This window comes from Bacillus glycinifermentans (genome assembly GCF_001042475.2).
Classification (GTDB): domain Bacteria; phylum Bacillota; class Bacilli; order Bacillales; family Bacillaceae; genus Bacillus; species Bacillus glycinifermentans.
Window position 1 is genome coordinate 455812 of sequence record NZ_LECW02000045.1, and the last position, 12902, is coordinate 468713.

Here is a 12902-nt window from a genome sequence, read left to right on the forward strand (position 1 = left end):
CCCACTCCTTTCATCCCTTAACCGAATCGGAAAAGCGAATGTCCGCTTTTTTTCTCAATTGTTTCATGTCGGCCCTGATGAAAATCGATAGGCACAGTCCGATTCCGAAAAGCACGGCGAAAACCGCCAAGCTCTGTGAGTAGCTTCCCGTCACATCGCGGATCCATGAGGAAAACATCGGTCCGGCGAGGCCGGCTGCCGCCCAGGCGGTCAGCATGTAACCGTGAATCGCACCGAGCTGCTTTGTCCCGAACAAATCGCCGATGTAGGCGGGAATCGCGGCGAATCCCCCTCCATAACATGTATAGATCAGCGCCATGAAAATAGAAAACATGATGTGATCTGTCATAAACGGCAGCAGCGGAAAAGCGATGAGCTGGGCGGCAAAAAAGGCGGTATACGTATTCGGACGTCCGATATAGTCCGATATGGAGGCCCAGCCGATGCGTCCCAAACCGTTGAACGCCCCTAAAACTCCGACGAGCGCAGCTGCGCCGGCGGCCGACATTCCCGCGCTTTCCTGGGCCAGCGGGGAAGCGATTGAGATGATGGCAATCCCGCATGTGACATTAATAAAGAGCATCAGCCATAAATAATAAAACCGTCTTGTTTTCACCGCCTCATTTGCCGTAAGTTGTGATAAATCCGTACTGCGGGGCCGTTTGCTTTTTTCTGAAGAAAGTCCTTTCGGCTGCCAATCCGTTTCAGGCGGGGACAAATAAAGAGAAGAACACAGCATGATCAAAAAATAGCAGATGCCCAGGATAAAGAAGGTATTCGCGATGCCGGCAGTAACGATCAGAGCCTGCATCACCGGACCGCTGATCAACGCTGCAAAACCGAATCCCATAATTGCAAGCCCTGTAGCGAGGCCGCGGCGGTCGGGAAACCATTTGACAAGCGAGGATACAGGCGTGATATAGCCGACGCCGAGCCCGATGCCGCCGAAGACGCCGTAAAACAAATAAAGCATCGGCAGGGATCCGAGCTGGACGGCAACCCCTGAGAACGTTACACCGGTTCCGAAGAAAAACGCGGCAAGCATTCCGGCTTTTCTCGGGCCGTGTTTTTCGACGAAGTGTCCTAAAAAAGCGGCCGACAAACCGAGAAACAAAATCGCGATGCTGAATGTCAGGCTGATCTGGCTAAGGCTCCAGCCGAACCGTTCGGCAAGCGGATTCGTAAAGACGCTCCATGCGTATACCGACCCGATTGACAAGTGAATGCCGACTGCACATAAAGCAATGATCCATCTGTTTTTCACTTTTTTCATTTCGATTCCTCCTAAAGGGGAAATGAAAACCGTTAGAAAGAGGGGGAAGGAGAGGGCTGGTCAAGATCATTAATGATAGCGCTTTCAAAAAATAGTATCATATTTTCAAGCTATCAACAAGATGAAACTCCCAAATTTAGCCTTTGAAGGTTGTGAAACATGACGATATGCGAGTATAGTAATAAGAGAAAGGGGAGAGATTTACCAATGGGAAAAAACATCACAGCAAGCCGCAGTATTATCCGTTATGATAATGGAGAACTGACAAAAGAAGAGGATCAAATGGCGACAGAATATCCCCTGACTGTGATGGTCAACGGCGAGGAATTCGTCACGCTTGTATGCTCGCCGGACCACCTGGAAGAACTTGTGATCGGATTTCTCGCTTCTGAAGGGGTCATCCGATTTAAAAAAGAGATTAAAAGGTTTACAATAGATGAAAGTCTTGGTTTCGCATATGTTGATCTTGTCAGTTCACAAAAGCTTCGGCTTCAGGATTACACAAAACGCGTCATCGGTTCCTGCTGCGGCAAAGGCCGGCATTTTTATTTTCAGCAGGATGTCAAAACGGCTAAAACGGCTCTTCAAGTCGTGAAGATTAAGCCTGAGAACTGTTTGGCCCTCATGCGGGAAATGCAGGAAAACAGCAGGCTTTTTCAGCATACGGGAGGTGTCCACAATGCCGCTTTGTGCAGCGCTGACAAGGTGATGGTGACACGGTCTGACATCGGAAGGCACAATGCGCTGGATAAATTGTACGGATACTGTTTGCTTCATCAGATTCCGGTGCATGACAAACTGATCGTATTCAGCGGCAGAATTTCCTCTGAGGTGCTGCTGAAGGCCGCAAAAATCGGCGTCTCCGCGGTGATTTCCAAATCGGCTCCGACCGAGCTTGCGATTCAGATGGCGGAGGACTTGAATATTATGACGATTGGATTTGCGAGAAACCGGTCGTTTAACGTATACACCCATCACGAACGATTACAGCTATCATAAAGGAGGCAACGCGCATGACCGCACACACAGAACAAGTATTGGATCAAAAAGGCCGGCCGCTTCGGGATTTGCGAATCTCCGTTACCGACCGCTGCAATTTCCGGTGCACATATTGCATGCCTGCCGAGATTTTTGGACCGGATTATCCGTTTTTGCCGAAGGGAGAGCTGCTTTCATTTGAGGAGCTTGAACGTTTGGCGAGTCTTTTCGTCAAGGCGTTCGGCGTTGAAAAAATCCGTCTCACGGGCGGAGAGCCGCTGATGAGAAAGGATATGCCCGATTTGGTCGAAAAACTGGCACGGATTCCGGGGCTGCGCGACATTGCGATGACGACGAACGGCGTGCTGCTCCCGGTTTACGCGGAAAAGCTCAAAAAAGCCGGATTGAAGCGGGTGACGATCAGCCTCGATTCCCTTGAAGATGCCCGTTTTAAGGCGATCAACGGAAGAGGTATCCCGGTCAGCAAGGTGCTCGATGGCATCGAAGCGGCGAAGCAGGCCGGACTCGGCATCAAAATCAACATGGTCGTCCAGAAAGGGGTCAATGAAAAAGACATTTTGCCAATGGCCCGTTATTTTAAAGAAAAAGGCCATATTTTGCGGTTTATCGAGTTTATGGATGTCGGCAATTCAAACGAATGGAAGCGGAACGCCGTTGTCACGAAAGCCGATATCATCGGCCTTCTCAATGAGGAAGTGCCGATTGAACCGGTCGATCCCAACTATAAAGGGGAAGTGGCAGAGAGGTACCGCTACTTTGATGGCTCGGGGGAGGTCGGATTTATTTCTTCCGTCTCAGACGCTTTTTGCGGAACCTGCAACAGAGCGAGGCTGTCGGCAAAAGGAGAGCTTTTTACATGCCTTTTCGCTTCAAGCGGTTTTGATCTCAGATCGCTGGTCAGAAGCGGCAAGTCCGACCAAGAACTCGCGGGCGCGATCAGCTCAGTCTGGAGAAACCGGACCGACCAGTATTCGCTTGACAGGGCACTCTCAAAGGCCGCACCGAGGAAAAAAGTTGAAATGTCTTATATCGGCGGGTAGACAACCTGCATCTAAAATCGGGGCGGCACATTGCGGGAGCCAGATCGGAAAAAATAAGTGCAAGACGATTCCAGGAAGCAAACAAACCGTTTGCTTCCTTTTTGTTTTTTCTGACATATCATCAGGTTTTGCAGGGAAGGAATGCGGCAATTTAAAAAAAGCAACGGTTGAGACAGAAAGGGTGATTTTTGATGTTCGGACTCGACGATATCGCAAAATTTTTCTGGTCGTTTTTGCTCGTATTTCCCGCAGTATCGATTCTTCACGTCTTGGGCCACGGCCTGATGGCGCTGCTTTTTGGAGGGAAGGCGTCCCTTGAGATCGGCATGGGCAAAAAACTGCTGAAAATCGGCCCGGTTCAGATCAGAAGCATTTACTTTATGGACTCGTTTTGTAATTACGGGGAATTAAAATACGACAACCGAATAACAAATGCGCTCATTTATGCAGGAGGATCGATATTTAATTTGGCGTCTATTTTTCTCGTGAACACGCTGATTGCAAAAGATGTGTTGAGCGAAAATATCGTTTTATACCAGTTTGTTTATTTTTCAACTTATTATGTGTTTTTTGCGCTTATTCCGGTGCGGTATTCCGAGAATCACCTTTCTGACGGAATGGCGATTTATAAAGTGCTGAGATATGGGGAAAAGTATGAAATCAATAATTAATCCATAGAAAATCCGGAGCTCCTCACCCCGGATAACAGGTTACCCTTTTGACGCCGTCTTCGGACGGCTGTTTAAATTGCCGTACGGCTTCGATGAATGTGTCCAAAGCATCACACCCCACATCATACCGAAAATCTTCCTGTTCCCCGTTATTCATCACAACGATATGCTCGCCGCCTAACAATCGCCCTTTCTTATGGCGAAACGATGAGATGGTGTGATAAGGCATATCGAGATAGAACGGGGCTCCGAAGAGCGAAGAATAAAACAGCAGCCGTTTGCCGGTGGCGGCAAGAAGGCCGCGGTACGGTGTATAGCGGGCGGCCATTTTTGCATTGTAGGCGCAAATAATGACTGACTTCACTTCTTCGTTCGGTTTGAGCCGGCTTTGAATGGCCGCTTTTCCTTCAGCGATATCCTTCATCAAAAACACTCCCTTCAAGATGTGTTACGATCATCCTGAAAAAAAGTTTCGCCGCTTCACTAAAATAAAGCTCCCGGTTTAGTCAAAAATAAAGTATATTATAGGAGTTGACAAAAAGACGTCCTGTAACTAAAATAATTACAACGGTGGTGAAAACATATGGTAAACAGCCGTCTTGCTGTTGCAATTCATATTCTTTCTTTAATCGCCTCAAATCCGCGCGAGCAGGTTTCTTCAGAAGTCATTGCCGGGAGCGTCAATACGAATCCGGTTGTCATCAGACGCATGATCAGCCTCTTGAAAAAAGCGGACATTCTGACGTCGCGGCCAGGTGTTGCGGGTGCACGCCTGAAAAGGGATCCCGAGGACATTTCCCTGCTTGATATTTACCGCGCAGTCCAAAGTCAGGAAGAACTGTTTGCAATCCACGAAAAACCAAATCCGGACTGTCCGGTAGGGAAACGAATTCAATCAACGCTCGATGAAACCTTTTACAGCGTTCAGCAGGCAATGGAAAACGAATTGGCCAGCAAATCGCTTAAAGACATATTATTTCATCTCTTGTAAACGAGAGATGATTTTTCACCACTCGGATGTAACTTAGTTTGTTACAAAAATGGTAACGGAGGTTGAAACAATGAAAATCGGCATTATCGGGGCCAGCGGAAAAGCGGGCAAATTGATTTTAAAAGAAGCGGCAGGAAGGGGACACGACGTGACGGCGATTGTCAGAGACGCATCAAAAGCCGAAGGCAGCGGTGTACCCGTCATTGAAAAAGACGTTTTTGATTTGAAGCCGGAAGATGTGAAAGGTCTTGATGTCGTAGTCAATGCGTTTGGCGCTGCGCCGGGGCAGGAGCATCTTCACGTTGAGGCGGGAAGAAAACTGATCGAATTATTCAGGCAGGTTCCGGAAACAAGATTGATTGTTGTCGGAGGGGCGGGCAGCCTTTACGTTGATGAAGAAAAAACGACCCAGCTGTACAACACGCCTGAATTCCCGAAAGAATATCTGCCGACAGCAAAAAATCAAGGGCAGAATTTAGAGGATTTAAAACAATCAAGCGGTTTGAAATGGACTTTTATCAGTCCTGCGGCCTTTTTCAATCCTGAAGGAAAACGCACGGGCTCCTATCAAAAAGGACAGGAAAACCTGATCGTCAATGCCGCGGGAGAGAGCTATATCAGCTATGCAGACTACGCCATTGCAGTTGTAGACGAAGCCGAAAACGGCGAGCATATCAATGAACGGTTTACGGTTGTAGGTGAAGCGGAATAAACGTAAAGAGGGCCTTTCGGGAAAAGGCCCTTTTTCATGTTATTCAAAAGTTATACTGGATTTCATTGTATCCGGCAACGGCTCCGATGCAAAACAAAATAATAAAGAATATGATGAATATTAAAGTAAGGACAACACTCGCCCCCAGATAAAACACTTGCCATTTTATAAAAGCGGCATAATTTTCTAATAGAGATTCGTGCGGTTCTTCAGATATTTCTTTGCTCATCAGCGAAGCGGAGCTTGCCGATTTCAGCAAATATACGCCTGAAACGATCATTAATACGCCGGGTGCTGCTCCTATCAAAAACAGCGGGAGGCCGAAGAGCGCTGTAAAAGCGCCTGTAATAATAATCAAAATTCCCGCGGCTTTTCCCCATTTTGAAATAATGTTAAGAGAATTTCTCAAACTTTCAGTCATCATAAACATCTTCCCGTCTTCCAAGATATATAATAAATTCTATTTATACAATAAAAAAGAGTATTTTTGAATCTAAATTATGAATTTTAAGAGATGGAAACGTTTTTAAATGATTTCCCGGAGGAAGCGGGTTTTCGGTATGGTATAGTATGTTCTAAACACCCTGCTTTACTGGTAGATTTAATTCCGGTACCCAGCCGATTTTACCATAGGTCCTGAAAGGGTGTGTTTTTGTATTGATCTACCTTTTTTAGAAAGGCGGTTTTACTGTGAAATCCTCTTATCTTTATCGTCTCCTGCAAATCGATCATATAAAAAAAACCGGCGACCTTCCAAATGAACAGCAGCTTGCCGATTCGTTCGTCTTTGTTTTTCATTTGAAGGGCGAAGGAAGAATTGAGATTAATGAAGCGGGTGTTCCGCTGCAAAAAGAAACGCTCTATATCTGTCCTCCTTATGAAACGTTCGGCATTACGGCCTCCTCAGACGACGTCAGCGTATTTCTCATCAGGCTGCACGCGTATGCAAGCGCCAAGCGGCACCAAACGCTTGAGCCTGACACAGATCCAGACCTCTTTTCCGACATTCAGATGATGAATGTGCATTCGGTCGGAAATCTGTCCGCCCGTCTTCAGAAGCTTTTTTCATTATGGCCGCCTTCTTCTGCGCTTCAGGAGATGAAGTGCCAGCTGGAACTACAGCACCTTCTTTACGACATCTGCTCGGCAAGGCTGTTTCACCCGGCTGATACCGCATCAGCCATCGCCAACACGAAAGCGTATATTGAAGAGCATGCGGATGCACACATCACGCTTGATCAGCTGGCACACATGGCCGGTATCAGTGCTAAGCATTACAGTGAAACGTTCAAAAAGCTGTACGGGCAAAGCGTGACAGAGTTCATGACGGAAACCAGGATGATAAAAGCGAAACAGATGATGGCCAGGGCCAGCTACAAGCTAAGGGAAATCGCCAGCCAGACGGGATACCAGGATGAATTTTACTTCAGCCGGACGTTTAAAAAGCATACCGGGCTTTCCCCGAGCGCCTACATGAAAAAAAGGCGCAAGAAGCTTGCTGCCTACGGCCAGAACACGCTCGGACAGCTCATACCGCTTCACCTCATTCCTTATGCGGCTCCGCTCCATCCGAAATGGACGGCGTATTACTACAAGCATTTTGCGGCAGACATCCCGGTTCACCTCAGCGCTTACCGCTTTGATGAACCGCGGGAAGAAAATCTGCAAATCCTGGCCAAAGCTGGTCCTGAGCTGATTATCAGCATGGATGACGTTTCAGAAGAAGAACGGGAGCGCCTGAACGGAATCGCCGATGCCGTCTATCTGCCGTCACAGGAAGATTGGAGAACGCAGTTCGCCTTGGCCGCCGCTCATGTCGAAGAAGAAGAGGAAGCGCGCAAATGGCTGGCGTCCTATGAGAGGCAGACCGAAGCTGCGAAAAAAGCGCTTCAGGCTGTCGGACAGCAGCGATTTCTGTTTTTGCGCCTGCATAAACACGAACTCTATCTCGCCCACAATCGCTCTGTCCGGGACGTTTTTTTCGGCGACTTAGGCTTTGAATCGGCTGCTTTTTTGGATGAACCGACGGATCGGGCGATTCCGTTGGAAACAATCAAGGCATATCACCCTGATTGCATCATGGTCTTCATTTACAAAGAACCTGAAACGATCGCCTATTACCACGAGCTGCAGCAGACGTCTGCCTGGCAGGATCTAAAAGCGGTGCGCGAACAGCGTGTGTACCGCATTCAGTCAGATCCTTGGCGCGAATATTCGGCTTGCAGCCATGAACGGATCATTCGCCAGGCCGTTCGGCTGCTGTCCGGAAAAAGTTCATTTTAATTGCCGGATATTGTCCATGGTGTTATTAAGAAGGCTTACCTATAATTTTAATTGATAATTATTATCAATTAAATCAGGGGGTCTTAGATAGATGAGAAAAATCTCTATATGTTTATGTATTTTGCTTCTCGCTTTGACTGCGGCAGCTTGCGGCAGCCAAAAAGAAGAGACTGGCGGCGCTGCAAAAAGCGCACAATCATCAGAGAAAAGCATTCAATATCTCGGTCATACATACAAGGTGAAGGTTCCGACTGACCGAATCGTGATTACGGGAAGCGTGGAATCGATGGAAGACGCGAAGCTTCTTGACGTTCACCCTGCAGGTGCGATTTCTTTTTCAGGAAAGTTCCCGGATCTGTTTAAGAGCATTACCGATAAAGCTGTTGCTGTCGGCGAAAAAACGGAACCTAACCTGGAAAAAATCCTTGAGCTTAAGCCTGACGTCATTTTAGCCTCCACGAAGTTTCCCGAGAAGACGGTGAAAAAGCTCGATAACATCGCGACTGCGATTCCTGTTTCGCACGTTGCTTCCAATTGGAAAGACAACTTGAACCTTTTGGCTCAATTGACGGGAAAAGAGGATAAGGCAAAGAACATCATTTCGGAATATGAAAGCGATCTGAAAGAAGCTAAAGCCAAATTGAAGAAAGCCGCAAAGGATACAAAAGCGCTCGTCATCAGAATCAGACAGGGAAATGTGTTTATTTATCCTGAAGAGGTATTTTTCAATTCAACGCTGTACGGCGAGCTTGGCTACACAGCGCCTGATGAAGTAAAGGCTGCCAAAACCCAGGAACTGATTTCGCTGGAAAAATTGAGCGAGATGAATCCGGACTACATGTTTGTTCAATTCTCTGACGACGAGAATGCCGACAATCCGAATGCGCTGAAAGATTTAGAGAAAAATCCGATTTGGAAAAGCATTTCTGCGGTGAAAAAGGATCATGTATTCGTGAATGCTGTAGATCCGCTTGCACAAGGAGGAACAGCATGGAGCAAAGTTCAATTTTTGAAAGCTGCCGCGGAAAAATTAACGCAGGACTAAACATGATATGCACGCAAAGCGAATAACACGAATCATCATCATCGCCGCTCCGTTTGCCGTGATCTTATCCATATTTCTCTCCGTGTGCTTCGGAGCAAAGCAGCTTCATTGGGAAACCGTGTTTTCGGCGCTGTTTCATTTTGACCAAGGGAATACAGACCATCAAATTATCTGGCATTCCAGGCTTCCGCGTGCAGCGGGCGCCCTCTTGATCGGGGCGGCGCTGGCCGTGTCGGGAGCGCTGATGCAGGGAATCACCCGAAACTATTTGGCTTCGCCTTCGATTATGGGCGTTTCCGACGGTTCGGCATTTATCATCACGCTGCTGATGGTATTGATTCCGCAGTCGTCCGCTCTTGAGATGATGGGGTATTCGTTTATAGGATCCGCTGTCGGAGCGGGTCTCGTTTTCGGACTGGCTGCCGTGATTCCCAACGGCTTTATGCCCGTTCAGCTGGCGATTATCGGCACGGTGACGAGCATGCTGCTCAGCAGCCTGTCGGCGGCGATGTCGATTTATTTTCAAATTTCGCAGGATCTCAGCTTTTGGTACAGCGCCAGGCTGCACCAGATGAATCCGGAACTTCTGACATACGCCGTACCTTTTTTCGTACTCGGCATCATCCTGGCTCTTTCTCTCAGCGGAAAAGTGACGGCTTTGTCGCTGGGGGAGGATATTTCTGAAAGCCTCGGGCAGAAGAAAAGAGCCGTCAAGCTGACAGCGATGGCAGCGGTCGTCTTGCTTACGGGAAGTTCTGTCGCCTTGGCGGGGAAAATCGCTTTCGTCGGCTTGATCGTTCCGCACATCACGCGTTTTCTCGTCGGTTCTGACTACAGCCGGCTGATTCCCTGTTCCTGTATTATCGGCGGCGTTTTTCTGATTTTGGCCGATCTTGCCAGCCGGCTGATCAATTATCCGTTTGAGACACCGATTGAAGTCGTGACTTCCATCATTGGCGTTCCTTTCTTTCTTTACTTGATTAAAAGAAAAGGAGGGGAACAGCGTGCCTAAAAAAATAGGAGTTATCTATGCCGTTTTGATCGTGCTGATTCTTGCAGTCTGTTATTTCAGCATCACGATGGGAGCGTTCTCTGTTCATCCGGCGGAGCTGCTTTCGGCACTTTTTGGAATCAACCCGAACGAGCAGTACGGCATTCTGCTGTTTGATTTGCGGCTTCCCCGCATCGCAACGGCAGGCCTTGTCGGTCTCGGTCTCGGGATAGCCGGCGCCGTCATTCAGGCGGTGACAAGAAATGGATTGGCCGATCCCGGAATATTGGGAATTAATGCGGGAGCGGGAGCCGCCATCGTCGGCTATATGCTGATTTTTCATGGACAGACGGAAACGGCCAATCTCCTCTCCGCGATGGGGATGCCTTTCTTCGGGCTGCTCGGGGGGCTTTTGGCGGCCGTATTCATTTTTATGTTTGCCTGGCACGGAGGAAACCTCGATTCCGCGAGGATCATACTTGTCGGGATTGCTATTAATTCGGGTTTCAGCGCCATATCTTTGTACTTGTCATTGAAAATGAACCCGAATGATTATGAAATGGCGATGGTCTGGAGAAACGGAAGCATCGGTTCGGCGAACTGGACATATATTCAAGCCGCTCTGCCGTGGTTTTTGCTGTTAATTCCGTTTCTTCTCGCCAAATGCAGGCTTCTTGATACGATTCGGTTTCACGAAGATACGGTGAAGAGTCTCGGCGTTTCCTCGAATGCGGAAAAAACGTTGCTGCTTATCGCCTGTGTCGGGATCATTAGCGCCTGTGTGTCGATCTCGGGAAGCATGGCATTTGTGGGCTTGATTGCGCCCCATATTGCACGAAGGCTTGCAGGCGTGCTGCACCGCTATTCGCTGCTCTTAAGCGGACTGATCGGGATGTTCCTCGTTCTGTGCGCCGATTTGGCCGGGAAATTGCTGTTTCAGCCGTCAGAGGTTCCCGCGGGAATTTTGCTTGCGATTTTCGGGGTTCCTTATTTCCTGTACTTGCTGTTTAGACAAAAAAAGGCGGCTTCATAGACCGCCTGTTTCAACCAACATAGAGGGGAGGGGGAAGGCAGATGGTTCATGAAAAACATGACGAGGCTGCCAAAGACGCTGAATGCCCGCCGGTAGCCATACCGGGGACGAAGCAGCATCTCATGCGGTCGCCTTCAGGGGACCGCAATTACCGGATTTTTATAAGCAGCCCCATTGAGGAGCCGCCTCCTTCGGGATATCCGGTGATTTATTTGCTGGACGCCAATTCGGTGTTCGGCACGATGGTCGAGGCTGTACGAATGCAGGCGCGCCGCCCTGAAAAGACAGGGGTGGTCCCTGCCGTTATCGTCGGTATCGGCTACGAGACGGACGCCCCGTTTGATCCGGCGCGTTATTATGATTTTACGCTTCCGGTGCGGCCGGAAAATCTGCCTAAACGGCCGGATGGAGCGGAGTGGCCTGAATCCGGCGGAGCGGAAGCTTTTCTGTCATTCATCGAAGAAAAGGTGAAGCCGGAAATCGAACGGGAATTTAAGATTGACATGAGAAGGCAGGCCATTTTCGGCCACTCTCTCGGCGGTCTTTTTGTCCTGCAGGTTCTGTTTACAAAGCCCGAATTATTTCAGACATACATCGCAGGCAGCCCGTCGATTCATTGGAATCAACCGTTTTTTGAAAAAGAACGCGAATTTGTCTCCCGATTGCATGCGGCAGATGCAAAGGTCGATGTATTGCTTGGAGCCGGAGAGCTGGAGAAAAGCCATAAAAGCCGTATGAACGAACGTGCGGAAAAGCTGGCAGAGCGCTTATCGGCTCTTGAAGAATTCGGAGTGCGGGCGGAGTTTCATGAATTTGAGGGAGAGGGCCATATATCGGTTTTGCCGGTTTTCATCAGCAGGGCTTTGCGGTTTGCGCTAAACCCTGACAGACAGGCCCGATAGGAAGCGGGGCGGGGAACTGCCCCCTTCACTACATAATGAAAGTGACACAAATATACCAAAGCGGCGGACGAATCAACCGGAAACGATTTGACCGTTAGCAGTAATTGGTATATTATATTTTTAAACGATAATGATTATCATTATCAATTAAGTTTGTGATCCAAAGTCTCTAGGAAAGGAAATGACCACAAATGAAAGGCAAAGTTGCTTTAGTTACAGGAGCTGCCCAGGGAATCGGAGAAGCGGTGGCAAGGGCGCTTGCGGAAAGCGGTGTGTCGGTTGCTGCGGTCGATCAAAATGAACAGGGGCTTCGTTCCCTTGTGACAGACTTGGAAAAGACAGGCCTGCATGCCGAGGCTTTTACCGCAGATGTCGGAAACAGTGCAGCCGTTGAGGAGACTGTGGGCATGATCGAACGTAATATAGGTCCGATCGATTATTTGGTCAATGTCGCCGGCGTGCTTCGGACCGGGTTGATCACATCGCTCAGTGATGAAGATTGGGAGAAGACATTCAGCGTCAACACAGCAGGGGTTTTTCACGTATCCCGCTCAGTTGCCGGCCGCATGATTACAAGAAGGAACGGCTCGATCGTTACCGTAGGCTCCAATGCCGCGTGTGTGCCGCGAATGCAAATGGCTGCTTACGCAGCTTCAAAGGCGGCGGCTTTGATGTTTACGAAATGCCTTGGCCTTGAGCTGGCCGAGTACAATATTCGCTGTAACATCGTATCGCCGGGCTCGACGGATACGCCGATGCAGCGGTCCATGTGGTCTGGCCGGGACGGGGCACAGGCAGTCATAGACGGATCGCCGGAAGCGTTCAAAACGGGAATTCCGCTTGGCCGTCTGGCTTTGCCGGCTGATATCGCAAATGCCGTTCTCTTTTTGCTGTCCGAGTCGTCCCGCCATATTACGATGCATGACTTGCGCGTTGATGGCGGGGCTACCTTGGGAGTCTGA

General features: G+C 48.8%; 14 protein-coding genes. 11 read left to right on the forward strand and 3 right to left on the reverse strand.

Annotation, left to right across the window (positions count from 1 at the left end):
* Positions 1-10: 10 nt before the first annotated feature.
* The gene (locus tag AB447_RS21625) at positions 11-1273 is read right to left on the reverse strand and encodes an L-lactate MFS transporter (RefSeq protein ID WP_048354111.1); all 1263 of its coding nucleotides are present in this window, start codon (positions 1271-1273) and stop codon (positions 11-13) included.
* Between the two features lie 207 nt (positions 1274-1480).
* Here AB447_RS21625 and fdhD point away from each other — a divergent pair, with 207 nt between their 5' ends.
* From fdhD to AB447_RS21640, 3 genes are all read left to right on the forward strand, one after another.
* Positions 1481-2272 (forward strand): formate dehydrogenase accessory sulfurtransferase FdhD, encoded by a 792-nt coding sequence (fdhD, locus tag AB447_RS21630; RefSeq protein ID WP_048354110.1) that lies wholly within the window; start codon positions 1481-1483, stop codon positions 2270-2272.
* Between the two features lie 14 nt (positions 2273-2286).
* Complete coding sequence (gene moaA / locus AB447_RS21635; RefSeq protein WP_048354109.1) at positions 2287-3312, forward strand: GTP 3',8-cyclase MoaA; 1026 nt, start codon at positions 2287-2289, stop codon at positions 3310-3312.
* A gap of 191 nt (positions 3313-3503) precedes the next feature.
* Entirely contained in the window at positions 3504-3983 is a 480-nt protein-coding gene (locus tag AB447_RS21640; RefSeq protein WP_048354108.1) for a hypothetical protein, read from the forward strand.
* Positions 3984-4005: 22 nt separating this feature from the next.
* On the opposite strand, the gene AB447_RS21645 is transcribed toward AB447_RS21640, so the two are convergent.
* Positions 4006-4407, reverse strand: a complete 402-nt coding sequence (locus AB447_RS21645) for a PH domain-containing protein (protein WP_048354107.1) — start codon at positions 4405-4407, stop codon at positions 4006-4008.
* A gap of 159 nt (positions 4408-4566) precedes the next feature.
* On the opposite strand from AB447_RS21645, the gene AB447_RS21650 reads away from it, so the two are divergent.
* Both AB447_RS21650 and AB447_RS21655 read left to right on the forward strand, forming a co-directional pair.
* The gene (locus AB447_RS21650; protein WP_048354106.1) at positions 4567-4974 is read left to right on the forward strand and encodes an Rrf2 family transcriptional regulator; all 408 of its coding nucleotides are present in this window, start codon (positions 4567-4569) and stop codon (positions 4972-4974) included.
* Between the two features lie 70 nt (positions 4975-5044).
* Positions 5045-5686, forward strand: coding sequence for an NAD(P)-dependent oxidoreductase (locus AB447_RS21655; RefSeq protein ID WP_048354105.1), 642 nt, complete (start codon positions 5045-5047; stop codon positions 5684-5686).
* A gap of 43 nt (positions 5687-5729) precedes the next feature.
* Here the strand turns inward: AB447_RS21655 and AB447_RS21660 are convergent, their stop codons facing one another.
* The gene (locus AB447_RS21660) at positions 5730-6110 is read right to left on the reverse strand and encodes a DUF5362 family protein (protein WP_048354114.1); all 381 of its coding nucleotides are present in this window, start codon (positions 6108-6110) and stop codon (positions 5730-5732) included.
* A gap of 266 nt (positions 6111-6376) precedes the next feature.
* Between AB447_RS21660 and btr the strand changes: the two genes are divergently transcribed.
* From btr to AB447_RS21690, 6 genes are all read left to right on the forward strand, one after another.
* Positions 6377-7969 (forward strand): bacillibactin transport transcriptional regulator Btr, encoded by a 1593-nt coding sequence (gene btr / locus AB447_RS21665; RefSeq protein ID WP_048354104.1) that lies wholly within the window; start codon positions 6377-6379, stop codon positions 7967-7969.
* Positions 7970-8060: 91 nt separating this feature from the next.
* Positions 8061-9014 (forward strand): ABC transporter substrate-binding protein, encoded by a 954-nt coding sequence (locus AB447_RS21670; protein ID WP_048354103.1) that lies wholly within the window; start codon positions 8061-8063, stop codon positions 9012-9014.
* Between the two features lie 7 nt (positions 9015-9021).
* The gene (locus AB447_RS21675; RefSeq protein ID WP_048406819.1) at positions 9022-10026 is read left to right on the forward strand and encodes a FecCD family ABC transporter permease; all 1005 of its coding nucleotides are present in this window, start codon (positions 9022-9024) and stop codon (positions 10024-10026) included.
* Positions 10027-10030: 4 nt separating this feature from the next.
* A complete protein-coding gene (locus AB447_RS21680) occupies positions 10031-11038 on the forward strand; it encodes a FecCD family ABC transporter permease (RefSeq protein ID WP_096892186.1) in 1008 nt (335 codons plus the stop codon).
* Positions 11039-11079: 41 nt separating this feature from the next.
* On the forward strand, positions 11080-11940 hold the full coding sequence (locus tag AB447_RS21685; protein ID WP_048354101.1) for an alpha/beta hydrolase: 861 nt from the start codon (positions 11080-11082) through the stop codon (positions 11938-11940).
* A 191-nt stretch (positions 11941-12131) separates the two neighbouring features.
* The gene (locus AB447_RS21690) at positions 12132-12902 is read left to right on the forward strand and encodes a 2,3-dihydro-2,3-dihydroxybenzoate dehydrogenase (protein WP_048354100.1); all 771 of its coding nucleotides are present in this window, start codon (positions 12132-12134) and stop codon (positions 12900-12902) included.